Source organism: Pseudomonas songnenensis (genome assembly GCF_003696315.1).
GTDB classification, from domain to species: domain Bacteria; phylum Pseudomonadota; class Gammaproteobacteria; order Pseudomonadales; family Pseudomonadaceae; genus Stutzerimonas; species Stutzerimonas songnenensis.
Window position 1 is genome coordinate 163,628 of sequence record NZ_RFFN01000002.1, and the last position, 16,023, is coordinate 179,650.

General features: G+C 62.3%; 13 protein-coding genes and 7 tRNA genes. 16 read left to right on the top strand and 4 right to left on the bottom strand.

All coding sequences use genetic code 11. The features are described from left to right. Window positions 1–37 precede the first annotated feature (37 nt). From EA798_RS05115 to tadA, 5 genes are all read left to right on the top strand, one after another. Window positions 38–589 (top strand): sugar ABC transporter ATPase, encoded by a 552-nt coding sequence (locus EA798_RS05115; RefSeq protein ID WP_122098273.1) that lies wholly within the window; start codon window positions 38–40, stop codon window positions 587–589. 126 nt (window positions 590–715) lie between these two features. Continuing rightward, window positions 716–2,185 (top strand): IMP dehydrogenase, encoded by a 1,470-nt coding sequence (gene guaB / locus EA798_RS05120; protein WP_122098274.1) that lies wholly within the window; start codon window positions 716–718, stop codon window positions 2,183–2,185. 110 nt (window positions 2,186–2,295) lie between these two features. Next, a complete protein-coding gene (gene guaA, locus EA798_RS05125) occupies window positions 2,296–3,876 on the top strand; it encodes a glutamine-hydrolyzing GMP synthase (RefSeq protein WP_106157959.1) in 1,581 nt (526 codons plus the stop codon). A 109-nt stretch (window positions 3,877–3,985) separates the two neighbouring features. Further along, window positions 3,986–5,356 (top strand): multicopper oxidase family protein, encoded by a 1,371-nt coding sequence (locus EA798_RS05130; protein ID WP_122098275.1) that lies wholly within the window; start codon window positions 3,986–3,988, stop codon window positions 5,354–5,356. 19 nt (window positions 5,357–5,375) lie between these two features. Further along, window positions 5,376–5,858, top strand: coding sequence for a tRNA adenosine(34) deaminase TadA (gene tadA / locus EA798_RS05135; protein WP_122098276.1), 483 nt, complete (start codon window positions 5,376–5,378; stop codon window positions 5,856–5,858). Here the strand turns inward: tadA and EA798_RS05140 are convergent. Beyond that, window positions 5,855–6,952, bottom strand: coding sequence for an ABC transporter ATP-binding protein (locus EA798_RS05140; RefSeq protein WP_106157962.1), 1,098 nt, complete (start codon window positions 6,950–6,952; stop codon window positions 5,855–5,857). The genes tadA and EA798_RS05140 overlap by 4 nt on opposite strands. Further along, window positions 6,949–7,869 carry an ornithine carbamoyltransferase gene (gene argF, locus EA798_RS05145; RefSeq protein ID WP_122098277.1) on the bottom strand — a complete coding sequence of 307 codons (921 nt, stop codon included), beginning with the start codon at window positions 7,867–7,869 and terminating at the stop codon, window positions 6,949–6,951. The genes EA798_RS05140 and argF overlap by 4 nt, the downstream gene beginning before the upstream one ends. A gap of 272 nt (window positions 7,870–8,141) precedes the next feature. Between argF and grxD the strand changes: the two genes are divergently transcribed. Beyond that, window positions 8,142–8,468: a Grx4 family monothiol glutaredoxin gene (gene grxD / locus EA798_RS05150; protein WP_015276168.1), complete on the top strand. Its 327-nt coding sequence runs from the start codon at window positions 8,142–8,144 to the stop codon at window positions 8,466–8,468. A 180-nt stretch (window positions 8,469–8,648) separates the two neighbouring features. After that, window positions 8,649–9,011 carry a VanZ family protein gene (locus tag EA798_RS05155; RefSeq protein WP_106157964.1) on the top strand — a complete coding sequence of 121 codons (363 nt, stop codon included), beginning with the start codon at window positions 8,649–8,651 and terminating at the stop codon, window positions 9,009–9,011. Between the two features lie 154 nt (window positions 9,012–9,165). Here EA798_RS05155 and EA798_RS05160 read toward each other — a convergent pair. Then, window positions 9,166–9,241: transfer RNA gene (locus tag EA798_RS05160), tRNA-Asn, on the bottom strand. Window positions 9,242–9,344: 103 nt separating this feature from the next. Next, on the bottom strand, window positions 9,345–10,541 hold the full coding sequence (locus tag EA798_RS05165) for an amino acid aminotransferase (RefSeq protein ID WP_122098278.1): 1,197 nt from the start codon (window positions 10,539–10,541) through the stop codon (window positions 9,345–9,347). Window positions 10,542–10,837: 296 nt separating this feature from the next. Here EA798_RS05165 and uvrB point away from each other — a divergent pair, with 296 nt between their 5' ends. From uvrB to EA798_RS05210, 9 genes are all read left to right on the top strand, one after another. Then, window positions 10,838–12,853, top strand: coding sequence for an excinuclease ABC subunit UvrB (uvrB, locus tag EA798_RS05170; RefSeq protein ID WP_122098279.1), 2,016 nt, complete (start codon window positions 10,838–10,840; stop codon window positions 12,851–12,853). A gap of 151 nt (window positions 12,854–13,004) precedes the next feature. Further along, on the top strand, window positions 13,005–14,486 hold the full coding sequence (gene gltX / locus EA798_RS05175; protein WP_122098280.1) for a glutamate--tRNA ligase: 1,482 nt from the start codon (window positions 13,005–13,007) through the stop codon (window positions 14,484–14,486). Between the two features lie 147 nt (window positions 14,487–14,633). Beyond that, a tRNA-Ala gene (locus EA798_RS05180) sits at window positions 14,634–14,709 on the top strand. 74 nt (window positions 14,710–14,783) lie between these two features. Then, window positions 14,784–14,859, top strand: a tRNA-Glu gene (locus EA798_RS05185). Between the two features lie 44 nt (window positions 14,860–14,903). Next, a tRNA-Ala gene (locus tag EA798_RS05190) sits at window positions 14,904–14,979 on the top strand. Window positions 14,980–15,053: 74 nt separating this feature from the next. Continuing rightward, window positions 15,054–15,129, top strand: a tRNA-Glu gene (locus tag EA798_RS05195). Between the two features lie 44 nt (window positions 15,130–15,173). Beyond that, a tRNA-Ala gene (locus EA798_RS05200) sits at window positions 15,174–15,249 on the top strand. Window positions 15,250–15,297: 48 nt separating this feature from the next. Next, a tRNA-Glu gene (locus EA798_RS05205) sits at window positions 15,298–15,373 on the top strand. Window positions 15,374–15,564: 191 nt separating this feature from the next. Beyond that, window positions 15,565–16,014, top strand: coding sequence for an acyl-CoA thioesterase (locus EA798_RS05210; protein WP_122098281.1), 450 nt, complete (start codon window positions 15,565–15,567; stop codon window positions 16,012–16,014). Window positions 16,015–16,023 lie beyond the last annotated feature (9 nt).

A 16,023-nucleotide genomic window follows, 5' to 3' on the forward strand; every position in this document is an offset into this window, starting at 1 on the left:
CTGCGCGGCCTTTCTTCATTCCCCGTTCCGAGCCGCCATGAGCCACAGTCAAGCGATCATCGTGCCGCGCATTTCCACCTTCCCGGCGCACGAAGCCAAGGCGCGGATGATCCTGCGCTGGCTGGCCGAGCGGCGCATCGTCGAGGCGCTGCCGACCACCTGCGGCCGCGGTGTTGGCGGCATGGGCTACGCCATCGCCTCCGGCGCGCGCAACGTCGTGCAGCATCCGGAACGCTTGCCCTTCGGCGAGCCCATCAACGGCCTTGAGGTGGTGACCAAGCGCTGCATCTACACGCCGACACGGGATTTTGCCGAGGAGGCAGGCTGTCCCGAGTGCCGACGGGAGATCGGTGAAGCGTTGTTCGAGAGTCTCGATGAATGGATGCCTCGGCAGACCGACAATTTCACCTGCCCGGAATGCGGCTTCGAGGACGATATCAACGGTTTCCTGTTCATTCCGGCATGCGGCTTTTCCAATCTGGGCTTCATTTTCAACGGTTGGGGCGAGGCGGGTTTACGCCAGTCGTTTCTCGACGAGTTCGCCGAGCGGCTGGGTTTCAAGGTGGCGCTGGTGATCGATCGGCCGTGACTGTTCGGTCATTTCGGCGATGCCGCGCATTTCGCCGTGCGCGACGCACCTCACATCCGCATTGAGCGTGACGGGGTGCGTGGGTATAATGCCGCGCTTCCTTTTTCCCGCCTGGGAGCCCCCGCCATGCTGCGTATCAGCCAAGAAGCCCTGACTTTCGATGATGTTCTCCTGATCCCGGGATATTCCGAGGTTTTGCCGAAGGATGTCAGCCTGAAGACCCGTCTGACCCGCGAAATCGAGCTGAACATTCCGCTGGTTTCCGCGGCCATGGACACCGTCACCGAAGCGCGCCTGGCCATTGCCATGGCTCAGGAAGGCGGCATCGGCATCATCCACAAGAACATGAGCATCGAGCAGCAGGCTGCCGAGGTGCGCAAGGTCAAGCGTCACGAGACCGCCATCGTCCACGATCCGGTCACCGTCACCCCGGAAACCAAGATCAGCGAGCTGCTGCGCAAGGCGCATGAACTGGGCTTCTCCGGCTTCCCGGTAGTGTCTGGCAAGGAGCTGGTCGGCATCGTTACCGGTCGTGACCTGCGCTTCACGCCGAACGCCGGTGATTCGGTCGCGGCGATCATGACGCCCAAGGACAAGCTGGTCACCGTGCTCGAAGGCACCGGCCTGGAAGAGATCAAGACCGAACTCTACAAGCACCGCATCGAGAAGATGCTGGTGGTCGATGCCAATTTCCACCTGCGCGGACTGGTGACCTTCCGCGATATCGAGAAAGCCAAGACCTACCCGCTGGCCTCCAAGGACAGCCAGGGTCGTCTGCGCGTCGGTGCCGCGGTCGGTACCGGCGCCGATACCGGTGAGCGCGTCGAAGCGCTGGCCGCGGCCGGCGTCGATGTGGTGGTGGTCGACACCGCCCATGGTCATTCCCGTGGCGTGATCGACCGCGTGCGCTGGGTGAAGGAGAACTTCCCGCAGGTGCAGGTGATCGGCGGCAACATCGCCACTGCCGAAGCCGCGCTGGATCTGGTCAAGGCCGGCGCCGATGCGGTCAAGGTCGGTATCGGCCCGGGCTCGATCTGCACCACTCGTATCGTTGCCGGTGTCGGCGTACCGCAGATCTCCGCCATCGCCAACGTTGCCGCTGCCCTCGAAGGCACCGGTGTGCCGATGATCGCCGACGGTGGCATCCGCTTCTCCGGAGACCTTTCCAAGGCCATCGTCGCTGGCGCCAACGCCGTGATGATGGGTTCGATGTTCGCCGGTACCGAAGAGGCGCCGGGCGAGATCGAGCTGTTCCAGGGGCGTTCCTACAAGGCTTACCGCGGCATGGGCTCGCTGGGTGCCATGTCCCAGACGCAGGGCTCCTCGGATCGCTACTTCCAGGATTCCGCTGCCGGTGCCGAGAAGCTTGTGCCGGAAGGCATCGAAGGCCGTGTGCCTTACAAGGGTTCGCTGGCGGCGATCATCCATCAGTTGATGGGCGGCCTGCGTGCTTCCATGGGCTACACCGGTAGTGCCACTGTCGACGAGATGCGCAGCAAGCCGCAGTTCGTCCGCATCACTGGCGCCGGCATGGCTGAGTCGCACGTGCATGACGTGCAGATCACCAAGGAAGCCCCGAATTACCGAGTGGGTTGATCCGCTCAGCTAGACAGGCGCCGGAAGCTGGCAGCGGGAGCCGGGAGAAATCCCGGCTTCGGCTTCCAGCTTCCGGCTTTCAGCTTCAGGCTCTTTCCGAAGGAAAGCTCATGGCTCACCAAGACATTCACGCCCACCGCATCCTGATCCTCGACTTCGGTTCCCAGTACACCCAGCTGATCGCCCGCCGCGTGCGCGAGATCGGGGTGTACTGCGAGCTGCATCCGTGGGACATGAGCGAGGACGACATCCGTGCCTTCGCGCCACGCGGCATCATTCTCGCCGGCGGCCCGGAATCGGTTCACGAGGAAGGCAGCCCGCGCGCGCCGCAGGTCGTGTTCGATCTCGGTGTGCCGCTGTTCGGCATCTGTTACGGCATGCAGACCATGTCCGAGCAGCTGGGTGGCAAGGTGCAGGGCTCCGACGTTCGCGAGTTCGGCTATGCGCGCGTCGATCTGGTCGGCAAGTCGAAGCTGTTCGACGGCATCGAAGACCATATGGATGACGACGGTGTATTCGGCCTCGATGTCTGGATGAGCCACGGCGACAAGGTCACCGAGATTCCGGCCGGTTTCCACATTCTCGCCAGCACCCCGAGTTGCCCGATCGCCGCCATGGGTGACGATTCGCGCGGTTACTACGGCGTGCAGTTCCACCCGGAAGTGACCCACACCCGCCAGGGCGGCCGCATCCTTTCCCGTTTCATTCTCGACATCTGTGGCTGCGAAGCGCTGTGGACGCCGTCCAACATCGTCGAAGATGCCATCGCCCAGGTGCGTGCCCAGGTCGGTGATGCCAACGTTCTGCTCGGCCTTTCCGGCGGTGTCGATTCGTCGGTGGTTGCGGCGCTGCTGCACAAGGCCATCGGCGACCAGCTGACCTGCGTCTTCGTCGACAACGGCCTGCTGCGCCTGCACGAGGGTGACCAGGTGATGGCCATGTTCGCCGAGAACATGGGCGTCAAGGTGATTCGTGCCGACGCCGAGGCACAGTTCCTCGGCAACCTCGAAGGCGAGGCTGACCCGGAGAAGAAGCGCAAAATCATTGGCCGTACCTTTATTGACGTGTTCGATGCAGAAGCCAGCAAGCTGGACAATATCCAGTTCCTCGCCCAAGGCACCATCTACCCCGACGTGATCGAGTCGGCCGGCGCCAAGAGCGGCAAGGCACACGTGATCAAGTCGCACCACAACGTCGGCGGCCTGCCGGAGGAAATGAACCTCAAGCTGGTCGAGCCGCTGCGTGAACTGTTCAAGGACGAGGTACGCAAGATCGGTCTCGAGCTCGGCCTGCCCTACGACATGGTCTACCGCCATCCCTTCCCGGGCCCTGGCCTGGGCGTGCGCATCCTCGGCGAGGTGAAGAAGGAGTACGCCGACCTGCTGCGTCGCGCGGATCACATCTTCATCGAAGAGCTGCGCAACTTCGATTGGTACCACAAGACCAGCCAGGCGTTCGTCGTGTTCCAGCCGGTCAAGTCGGTCGGTGTGGTGGGTGATGGCCGCCGCTACGCCTGGGTCGTTGCGCTGCGCGCCGTGGAAACCATCGACTTCATGACTGCACGTTGGGCGCACCTGCCTTACGAGCTGCTGGAGAAGGTGTCCAACCGCATCATCAACGAAATCGAAGGCATCTCCCGCGTGACCTACGATGTGTCGAGCAAGCCGCCGGCCACCATCGAGTGGGAGTGATCTGAAGCAATGAGGGCAGCCCAGGCTGCCCTCATGCTATGCGCAGCCTCCGCAGAGAGGCGCGTCGAGCCTGATGGGCCCATGAATTCGGACTGGCTGGAGCCCATGCATGTCCTTTACCCGTAGACAGATTCTCGCCGGCCTGGCCGGTCTTGGTGTCGTCGGCCTGGCCGGCAGTGGCGCGCGCTACTGGCTCGGTCGTCCGGCCGACATCACCACCCATGACTATGAACTGATCGCCGCCCCGCTGGACGTGGAGCTGGTGCCCGGTCACGTCACGCCGGCCTGGGCCTATGGTGGGCAGGCGCCTGGCCTGGAACTGCGTGGCCGTCAGGGCGATTGGCTGCGGGTGCGCTTCATCAACAACCTGCCCGAGCCCACCACCATTCACTGGCACGGCATCCGCCTGCCGCTGGAGATGGATGGCGTGCCCTATGTATCGCAGTTGCCGGTGTTGCCCGGCGAGTTCTTCGACTACCGCTTCCAGCTGCACGATGCCGGCAGCTTCTGGTATCACCCGCACACCAGCAGTGCCGCGCAGCTGGGTCGCGGGCTGGTCGGTCCGCTTATTGTCGAGGAGCGTGAACCAAGCGGTTTCAGGCACGAGCGCACGCTCAACCTGAAAAGCTGGCACGTCGACAAGCAGGGCGCATTCACCGAATTCAGCGTGCCGCGCGAGGCGGCCCGTGGCGGTACGCCGGGTGTGCTGTCGACGGTGAACGGCACGCACGCGCCCACGCTAGATCTGCCGGCCGGGCAGGTCGTGCGGCTGCGGCTGCTGAATCTCGACAACACCCTGACCTATCGGCTGAACCTGCCGGAGGGCGAGGCGCGTGTCTATGCCCTCGATGGACATCCGGTCGCGCCGCGTCCGCTGGGCAAGGAGTACTGGCTCGGGCCGGGCATGCGTATCGATCTGGCGCTGAAGGTGCCAGAGGCTGGCACGGAGCTGTCCTTGCGTAATGGTCCGCTACGGCTGGCGACGCTGCGCGCGGTGGCGCATGACGAAACCGCTGGCGACTGGCCGCCGGCACTGCCGGCCAACCCGGTCGCGGTGCCGGACCTGCAGCGGGCGGAAACGCTGCGCTTCAATTTCGAGTGGGCCGGACATCTGTCGGCAGATGTCGAACAGGGTGCGGCCTACACGTTCTGGCAGATCAACGGCCAGGCGTGGGACATCAACGACAAGAGCTGCGCCGAACGGCCGATCGCGACGTTGAAGAAGGATGGCCACTACATCTTCGAGCTGCGCAATCTCAGTCAGTATCAGCATCCGATCCATCTGCATGGCATGACCTTCCAGGTGATCTCGTCCAATCGCCGCCAGATCGATCCCTGGTTCACCGATACCTATCTGCTGGGCAAGAACGAAACGGCGCGTATCGCGCTGGTCGCCGATAATCCTGGCGTGTGGATGTTCCATTGCCACGTCATCGACCATATGGAAACCGGGCTGATGGCAGCGATCGAGGTGGTATGAAGCAGGGTAGGGCACAGTCGTGAGGAAACCGCTGATCATCGATCGCAGCCAGGACGAGCGGTTCATGCGCGAAGCGCTGACGCTGGCAGCGCAGGGGGCCGCGTTGGGCGAGGTGCCGGTGGGTGCGGTGCTGGTGCAGGATGGGAAGATCATCGGGCGCGGCTTCAACTGCCCGATTTCTCGGCACGACCCCAGTGCTCATGCGGAAATGGTCGCCGTGCGTGACGCGGCGCAGGCTGTGCAAAATTACCGGTTACCCGGTAGCACGCTCTACGTGACGCTGGAACCCTGCAGTATGTGCGCCGGCCTGATCGTGCACTCGCGCATCCAGCGAGTCGTCTATGGCGCCACCGAGCCGAAGGCCGGCGTGGTTGTCAGCCGCGGCCAGTTCTTCGATCAGGGTTTTCTCAACCACCGCGTGCTGGTCGAGGGTGGTGTGCTGGCCGAGGAGTGCGGGACGGCGCTCAGCGAGTTCTTCCGCCAGCGTCGGCAGAAGGGTTAGCGCGCCGCTGTTGTCGGCTGCAGCGTTTCATGGGCGGCGACGCTGCCCTGGGTCGGGAAGACCACCAGATGATCGGCGGCAATGGCGATGCCCACTTCCTCCCCGGTCGGATAGTCGGCGTGGCTGGTGAAGATCGCCACCAGCTGGTTGCCGGTGGGCAGTTGCAGCCGGTACAGCGTCGACGCACCGAGAAAGGTCTTGCCAACGATCAGCGCGCGCAACGGGCTGTCTGGCCGGTAGACGATGTCGTCCGGGCGCAGCAGCACGTCCACTGAACTGCCTGCTGGCCAGGTGTAGGCGCGGTTGCCGCGAATCATGCCGAGCTCGGTCTGCACGGTTTCCGGATCGAGGAGCTGCCCGCGGATAAAGTAGCCCTGGCCGATGAAGCTGGCGACGAAGGGCGTCAACGGCTCGTGGTAGAGGTTGAACGGGGTGTCCCATTGCTCCAGCCGACCATCCTTGAACACCCCCACCTGGTCGCTGACGGCGAAGGCTTCTTCCTGATCATGGGTAACCAGAATGGCGCTGGTGTTGCGCGCCTTGAGGATCTCGCGCACTTCATGGCTGAGGCGCCGACGCAACTCGACGTCCAGGTTGGAGAAGGGTTCGTCGAGTAGCAGCAGGGCCGGTTCCGGCGCCAAGGCGCGGGCCAGTGCGACGCGTTGCTGCTGACCGCCGGAGAGCTCATGGGGGTAGCGTTTGCCGAGTGCGGACAGGTGCACCAGTTCGAGCATCTCGGAGACGATACGCGAGCAGTCGGGCTGCTTGCGGATGCCGAAGGCGATGTTCTCCGCCACGGTGAGGTGGGGAAACAGCGCGTAGTCCTGAAACACCATGCCGATGCGGCGCTTCTCCGGCGCCAGGGTGAAGCCGGCGCGGGAAATGACGGTGTCGGCCAGCTGGATTTCGCCCTGGTGTACCGGTTCGAACCCGGCGATAGCCCGCAAGGTAGTGGTCTTGCCACAGCCGGAGGGGCCCAGCAGGCAGCCGATGTCGCCGCGGTTCAGGTGCAGGTTGAGGTGCTGGACGATGCTCTGCTCGCCGTAGCCGCAGGCCAGATCGCGCAGTTGCAGCAGCGGCGGTTCGTTCTTCATGCGTGGTGGTAAGCCGGCTCGACGAGGAACTCGAGCAGCGCCTTCTGTACGTGCAGGCGGTTTTCGGCCTGGTCCCAGGCTACAGAGCGGGGGTCGTCGAGCAGGTCGTGGCTGATTTCCTCGCCGCGGTGGGCTGGCAGGCAGTGCATGAACAGCACGTCCGCGGCGGCGCAGTCGAGCAGGGCGCGGTCCACCTGATAGGGGCGGAACGTCGCCAGGCGCGCGGCGGCTTCGTCTTCCTGGCCCATGGAGGCCCAGACGTCGGTGCTGATCAGATGAGCGCCTGCAGTCGCTTCGCGCGGGTCGCGCAGTATCTGCACGCGATCACCGGCGCGCGCCATCAGCTCGGCGTCGGGCTCGTAGCCCTCCGGGCAGGCGACCTTGAGCAGGAAGTCGAACTGGATGGCCGCTTCTATATAGGTATTGCACATGTTGTTGCCGTCGCCGATCCAGGCCACCGTCTTGCCGGCGATGCTGCCGCGGTGTTCGTGGAAGGTCTGCATGTCGGCCATCAACTGGCACGGGTGCAGGTCATCGGACAGGCCGTTGATCACCGGCACGCTGGAATTGGCGGCAAAGTCGGTCAGGGTCGAATGCGCGAAGGTGCGGATCATCACTGCATCGAGCATGCGCGACATGACGATGGCCGAATCGCTGATCGGCTCACCCCGACCCAGCTGGGTATCGCGCGGGGAGAGGAAGATCGCCTGCCCGCCGAGCTGGATCATGCCGGCTTCGAAGGACAGTCGGGTGCGGGTCGAAGCCTTCTCGAAGATCATGCCCAGCACGCGGTTCTTCAAGGGTTCGAACAGGACGCCGCGCTTGCGCAGATCCTTCAACTCGATGCCGCGGCGGACCAGGCTGTTCAGCTCCTGGGGCGTGCAGTCCATCAGTGAGAGAAAGTGCCTTGCGCTCATATCAACTACCTTTATTGCCGCAGCGCGATCCATTGCTTTTCGACAGAAAAAGGGGACCGACGACTGGGGGTCGCACGGGGAGCGACGAAACGGGAAAGGCGCGATCTTATCCAGAAAGCAAGCGCAGGCGCAAATCCGGTCTATGCCAGCCATAACGGGCTGAATCGCAGTATTGACGGCCCCTGCGACATGATAAAGCCGAGTCCTCCGCTCGGCTTTCGCTAACGTTTTCCGTTACAATGCGCGGCAACCGTGTCTAGCCGAGGTACTCCATGGATATCATCGAAACCATCAAAGAACAGATCGCCAACAACCCGGTGTTGCTGTACATGAAGGGCTCGCCCAATGCTCCGCAGTGCGGCTTTTCCGCTCGCGCGACTCAGGCGGTAATGGGTTGTGGTGAGAAGTTCGCTTACGTCGACATCCTGCAGAACCCCGAGATTCGCGCCAACCTGCCGACCTACGCCAACTGGCCGACCTTCCCACAGCTGTGGGTGAACGGTGAACTGGTCGGTGGTAGTGACATCATCCTCGAGATGTTCGAGAAGGGTGAGCTGCAGACGCTGATCAAGTCCGCAGTGGGCAAGACCGAGGCCTGAGCCTCAACCGCCGCAACAGCGCTTCTGCGAATGCCCGCATCGAACGATGCGGGCATTTTTGTTGGTGGTGGAGATATCCAGTAAAGGATCTGATCGATCTTTATCGCGATCTGCCGGTCAGAGCACGCGTCGAGGCCGGAGTCTGCCCTCGACCAATCATCGAACGAGAGCCCCCACCGTATGCCCTATTTGCGAATGTTGCCCTTTCTGATCGTGCTGGCGGTCGTTCTCTTCGCCGGTCTCAAGCCTGACCCGGTGCCGCAGCTTTTCAATCAGCAGGACAAGGTTCATCACATGATGGGGTTCGCGGCGCTTGTCTTTACGTTGCGACTCGCCTTTCCGCGTCTGCCGATATTCTGGGGCGTTGGCCTGACGCTTGTGGCGGCATTGGGGATCGAAATGGCGCAGGGCATGCTGCCGCACCGAACGGCTTCGCGTTGGGACATGGTCGCGAATGTGTTGGGCGTCCTGTCCGGTTGGTGTGGCTGGATGCTGGTGCAAGCCTGGTGGCGCCAGCGGACGGGCGAGCCGGTGCCTGAGTAGGCGCTGGCCTGTCGGGCGCAGTTCAGCGAAGCCTCGCGTGAGCGAAGCGAATAACCGGGGACGCAGTCCCCGGTGAGAGTCCAGAGGCCAATGAGGCCAATGAGGCCAATGAGGCCAATAAAAAAGCCCCGGTATTAACCGAGGCTTTGAAATTTGGCTCCGCGACCTGGACTCGAACCAGGGACCCAATGATTAACAGTCATTTGCTCTACCGACTGAGCTATCGCGGAACAACGGTGCGTATCCTACTGTTTGCAAAAGAGAAGTCAACCCTTTGCAGCGGCAGCGCGACACCCGCTGCCGGGGCCTGAAGCAGCCCCGGAGTGGATCGGATCAGAGCACCTGAACGATGGCGTCAGTGACGTGGCCGATGTTGTTGCGGTTCAGTGCGGCGGCGCAGATTCGACCGGTGCTGATGGCGTAGACGCCGAATTCGGCACGAAGGCGCTCAACCTGCTCCGCGGTGAGGCCGGAATAGGAGAACATGCCACGCTGAGCGGCCACGAAACTGAAATCGGTCTTCGCTCCCTTGGCTGCCAGCTGTTCGACCATGCTCAGGCGCAGCTCGCGGATACGGCTGCGCATCTCACCCAGCTCGGCTTCCCACATGGCGCGCAGTTCCGGGCTGTTGAGTACCGAGGCGACAATGGTGGCGCCATGGGTTGGCGGGTTCGAGTAGTTGGTGCGGATGACGCGCTTGACCTGCGAAAGTACCCGCGCGGACTCCTCACGGCTCTGGGTAACCATCGACAGTGCGCCGACACGCTCACCGTACAGCGAGAACGACTTGGAAAACGAGCTGGAGACGAAGAAGGTCATGCCCGACTCGGCGAACAGGCGCACGGCGGCGGCGTCTTCCTCAATGCTGTCGCCGAAGCCCTGGTAGGCGATATCGATGAACGGGACGTGATCCTGCGCGCGCAGCACATCGAGGATCTGCTTCCAATCGTCCAGGTTCAGATCGACACCGGTCGGGTTGTGGCAGCAGGCGTGCAGCACGACGATGGAGCGGGGCGGCAGGTTCTTCAGATCCTGCAGCAGACCGGCACGATCGATGCCATGGTTGCTTGCGTCGTAATAGCTGTAGTTCTGTACCGGGAAGCCGGCGGACTCGAACAGTGCGCGATGGTTTTCCCAGCTAGGGTTGCTGATGGCAACCACGGCATCGGGCAGCAGCCGCTTGAGGAAGTCCGCGCCGACCTTGAGTGCCCCGGTGCCGCCAAGCGCCTGGGTAGTCACGACCCGGCCTTCGGCGATCAGCGGAGAATCGTTGCCGAACAGGAGTTTTTGTACCGCTGCATCGTAGGCGGCGATGCCTTCGATCGGGAGGTAGCCACGCGGGGCGTTGGCAGCGATGCGGGCATGCTCCGCCTCGATTACGGCGCGCAGCAGGGGGATGCGGCCTTCTTCGTTGTAATAGACACCGACACCGAGGTTGACCTTGTTCGGCCGCGTGTCGGCGTTAAAGGCTTCATTGAGGCCGAGAATAGGATCACGCGGCGCCATTTCGACAGCAGAGAACAAACTCATGGTGAGGGGGCTCGAAAGAGAAGAGTGACTAGATTCACCACCCTCGCGTCGGCGCGCAGGGTGATGCGCAAACGGGGCGGTAGTATAGCGGTCATGCCTGTTGCCTGCGATATGCTACCGAGGTTTTCTGATCACTTTCGGTGCGTTTTGCGCAGTGGAAAGATGGACGGTTTTCCGGCTGCGCGAGCTCACGGCGGACGCCTGATCCGAAGCCTGCCCGCCGTCGCGCTAAACCCTCGCTGGATGCTACGGAAGGTCCGGCTTTGAAGCTCGCACACGTTACTTAGAGAGGCGAAATGTCCAAGTTCGAACTGGTCACCCGTTTCAAGCCGGCCGGCGATCAGCCGGAGGCCATTCGGCAGATGATCGAAGGTATCGAGGCGGGGCTGTCGCACCAGACGCTGCTGGGCGTCACCGGCTCGGGCAAGACCTTCAGCATCGCCAACGTCATTGCCCATGTGCAGCGGCCCACGCTGGTGCTTGCGCCGAACAAGACGCTGGCCGCGCAGCTCTATGGCGAGTTCAAGGCATTCTTCCCGAACAACGCGGTGGAGTATTTCGTTTCCTACTACGACTACTACCAGCCGGAAGCCTATGTGCCGTCGTCGGACACCTTCATCGAGAAGGACGCATCGATCAACGATCACATCGAGCAGATGCGCCTGTCCGCGACCAAGGCATTGCTGGAGCGCCCGGATGCGATCATCGTCACCACCGTCTCCTGCATCTACGGTCTGGGTAGTCCAGAGACATACCTGAAGATGGTGCTCCATGTGGATCGCGGCGACCGTCTCGATCAGCGCGAGCTGCTGCGCCGCCTGACCGGCCTGCAGTACACCCGCAACGACATGGACTTCGCCCGCGCGACCTTCCGTGTACGCGGCGATGTGATCGACATATACCCCGCCGAATCAGATCTCGAAGCGGTGCGTATCGAGCTGTTCGACGACGAGGTTGAAAGCCTTTCTGCCTTCGATCCGCTGACCGGTGAGGTAATCCGCAAGCTGCCGCGCTTTACCTTCTACCCCAAAAGCCACTACGTGACCCCGCGGGAAACCCTGCTCGATGCCATCGAGGGGATAAAGGCTGAGTTGCGCGAGCGACTCGACTACCTGCGTAGCCAGAACAAGCTGGTGGAGGCACAGCGTCTGGAGCAGCGCACCCGTTTCGATCTTGAGATGATCATGGAGCTTGGCTACTGCAATGGCATCGAAAACTACTCGCGCTACCTGTCCGGGCGTGATCCGGGCGAGCCGCCGCCGACGCTGTTCGACTACCTGCCGGCCGATGCACTGCTGGTGATCGATGAATCCCACGTTTCGGTGCCGCAGGTCGGCGCGATGTACAAGGGCGACCGCTCGCGCAAGGAAACCCTGGTGGAGTACGGCTTCCGTCTGCCATCGGCGCTGGACAACCGGCCGATGCGCTTCGACGAATGGGAAGCGATCTGCCCGCAGACCATCTTCGTCTCCGCGACGCCCGGGCCTTACGAGGCCGAACATGCCGGCCGCGTGGTGGAGCAGGTCGTGCGCCCGACCGGTCTGGTCGATCCGCAGATCGAAGTGCGGCCGGCGCTGACCCAGGTTGACGATCTGCTGTCGGAGATCCGTAAATGCGTGGTCAAGGAGGAGCGGGTGCTGGTCACCACGCTGACCAAGCGCATGGCCGAGGACCTTACCGACTACCTCAGCGACCACGACGTGCGGGTGCGTTATCTGCACTCGGACATCGATACCGTGGAGCGGGTCGAGATCATTCGTGATTTGCGTCTGGGCACGTTCGACGTGTTGGTGGGCATCAACCTGTTGCGCGAGGGGTTGGATATGCCTGAGGTGTCGCTGGTGGCGATTCTCGATGCGGACAAGGAAGGCTTCCTGCGCTCGGAACGTTCGCTGATCCAGACCATCGGCCGCGCGGCACGCAACCTCAATGGCCGCGCCATTCTCTACGCCGACAACGTCACCGGCTCGATGCAGCGCGCCATGGATGAAACCGAGCGGCGGCGCAACAAGCAGATTGCCTTCAACGAGGCCAACGGCATCGTGCCCAGGGGCGTGAAGAAGGACGTGCAGGACATTCTCGAAGGCGCAACCGTGCCCGGCTCGCGCAGCAAGAAGCGGCGTGGCGAGGCGAAAGCGGCGCAGGAGAGTGCGCGTTACGAGAACGAACTGCGTTCGCCGAGCGAGATCACCAAACGGATTCGTCAGCTGGAAGAGAAGATGCTGAGTCTGGCGCGCGATCTGGAGTTCGAGGCGGCCGCCGAGGCGCGCGACGAGATTCACAAGCTGCGCGAGCGCTTGTTGCAGGTCTAGTCACTACTGGCGGATCGACCGTTTCGGCCTGCCTCGGAGCATCTCCTTCGAGACGCTCTCGCTCTGCTTCCCGGTGTTCGGCTGGAGCCGGCTGCGCAGCGCCTGCTAACATTCGTCCCCTTTCCGTATGTCCTACCGTCCGAGAGCATTCATGACCACGGTTCGCACCCGCATCGCGCCATCTCCGACCGGCGATCCCCACGTCGGTACTGCCTACATCGCGCTGTTCAACCTGTGCTTCGCACGACAGCACGGCGGCCAGTTCATCCTGCGCATCGAGGATACCGATCAGGTGCGCTCGACCCGTGAGTCCGAGCAGCAGATCTATGATGCGCTGCGCTGGCTGGGCATCGAATGGGACGAAGGTCCGGACGTTGGCGGCCCGCATGGCCCGTACCGGCAGAGCGAGCGCGGCGAGATCTACAGGAAGTACTCGGACGAGCTGGTTGCCAAGGGGCACGCATTCCCGTGCTTCTGCAGCAGCGAACGCCTGGATCAGGTGCGCGCCGAGCAGATGGCCAACAAGGAAACACCGCGTTATGACGGCCATTGCATGCACCTCGACCCGGCTGAAGCACAGCGTCGCATCGCTGCAGGCGAATCCCATGTGATCCGCATGAAGGTGCCGAGCGAAGGCGTGTGCCAGGTGCAGGACATGCTGCGCGGCACCGTCGAGATCGGCTGGGACCGCATGGACATGCAGGTGCTGATGAAGGCTGACGGCCTGCCGACCTACTTCCTCGCCAACGTGGTCGACGACCACCTGATGGGCATCACCCATGTACTGCGTGGCGAAGAGTGGCTGCCGTCGGCACCCAAGCTGATCAAACTCTACGAATACTTCGGCTGGGAGCAGCCGCAGCTGTGCTACATGCCATTGCTGCGCAATCCGGACAAGAGCAAGCTGTCCAAGCGCAAGAACCCAACCTCGGTGACCTTCTACGAGCGCATGGGCTTCCTGCCGCAGGCGATGCTCAACTATCTCGGCCGCATGGGCTGGTCGATGCCGGACGAGCGCGAGAAGTTCACGCTGAACGAGATGATCGAGCACTTCGACATCAATCGTGTATCGCTCGGCGGGCCGATCTTCGATCTGGAGAAGCTCTCCTGGCTCAACGGCCAGTGGTTGCGCGAGCTGCCGGTCGAACAGTTCGCTGCAGAAGTGCAGAAGTGGGCGTTCAACCCGCAGTACATGATGCAGATCGCGCCGCACGTGCAGCAGCGAGTGGAAACCTTCAGCCAGATCGCGCCGCTGGCGGGCTTCTTCTTCTCCGGCCCATTGCCGCTCGATCCGGCGCTGTTTGTGCACAAGAAACTGGATGCCGCTCAGGTGCGCCAGGTGATGCAGCTGATTCTGTGGAAGCTCGAGGCCCTGCGCCAGTGGGAAAAGGACCGGATCACCGCGTGCATCACCCAGGTAGCCGAACACCTTGGTTTCAAGCTGCGTGATGTGATGCCGCTGATGTTCGCTGCCATCACCGGGCAGGCCAGCTCCGTGTCGGTGCTGGATGCCATGGAAATCCTTGGTCCGGATCTAACGCGTTTCCGCCTGCGCAATGCGCTCGAGCTGCTCGGTGGGGCCTCGAAGAAAGAAGCCAAGGAGTGGGAAAAGCTGCTGGTATCTATCGCCTGACCGCTTCGAGGAGGGACGGCCCTGCTGGCTCGTCCCTCCGATGGACGGTAAGTAGTTGTTCCTAATGCCAAAAAATCTGCGGCTCGGTCGAAATTTGTTGTTGACACTACCTGGGGGCGCCCCTAATATGCGCCCCGTCCTCGAGATGGGGCTATAGCTCAGCTGGGAGAGCGCTTGCATGGCATGCAAGAGGTCGACGGTTCGATCCCGTCTAGCTCCACCAATCTCGAAGAGCAGAATTTGCCACCAGCTTGTATTTGCAGCGTAAGCAATACAGGTTGCGCTTGAAGGGTTTGCGTCCCCTTCGTCTAGTGGCCTAGGACACCGCCCTTTCACGGCGGTAACAGGGGTTCGAGTCCCCTAGGGGACGCCATTATTCAGTGATGCCTGCATCGCGCGTCGAGAGACGATAAATCCGGGGCTATAGCTCAGCTGGGAGAGCGCTTGCATGGCATGCAAGAGGTCGACGGTTCGATCCCGTCTAGCTCCACCAATCACGAAGAGCAGAATTTGCCACCAGCTTGTATTTGCAGCGTAAGCAATACAGGTTGCGCTTGAAGGGTTTGCGTCCCCTTCGTCTAGTGGCCTAGGACACCGCCCTTTCACGGCGGTAACAGGGGTTCGAGTCCCCTAGGGGACGCCATTATTCAGTGATGCCTGCATCGCGCGTCGAGAGACGATAAATCCGGGGCTATAGCTCAGCTGGGAGAGCGCTTGCATGGCATGCAAGAGGTCGACGGTTCGATCCCGTCTAGCTCCACCAATCACGGCTTGTCGATAAGCAGTTCATCGGCAGGTTTGCGAAGGTTTCGTCCCCTTCGTCTAGTGGCCTAGGACACCGCCCTTTCACGGCGGTAACAGGGGTTCGAGTCCCCTAGGGGACGCCATTTTATTGCCCGTTTTGGGCTTCAAGGGGTCATCTTTCATGAGATGGCCCTTTTTGTTTTGTGCGGTGGAAAAACAGGCAGAGCGGCTGCTTTCTGAATGTCGTGTCATCGCGTACGGCAACCTGCGTGACTCGCCGAGGTTGCTGCGCTTTCATAGGCCCATCGCAATCAGCTATCGAGGCATCTGACGAATGAGTTGGGACCAGCCACAAGCATTCATCATCGATCTGCAGGTACAGGCCGAGCACATCGACGAACTCGGGCATGCCAACAATGCGGTCTACGTGACCTGGCTCGAGCGCTGTGCCTGGCAGCACTCGCAAAGTCTCGGGCTTGGCATCGAGGACTACCATCGTCTTGATCGCGCCATGGCGGTGCTACGGCACGAGATCGATTATCTGGCCGCGGCCTATGAGCGTGACGCGTTGCAGCTCGGAACCTGGATATCCGAGTCGGATCAGCGGCTGAAGATGAAACGTAATTTTCAGCTGATCAGACCTGCCGATGGTGCCACCCTGTTGCGGGCGCAGACCACCTTCGTCTGTATCGAGCTCTCCAGCGGGAAACCCAAGCGCATGCCGCCGGAGTTCGTCGAGGGCTACGGCAAGGCGCTGTTGCAGCCGTACCCGCTGGAGCTGTAACTGGCTGGG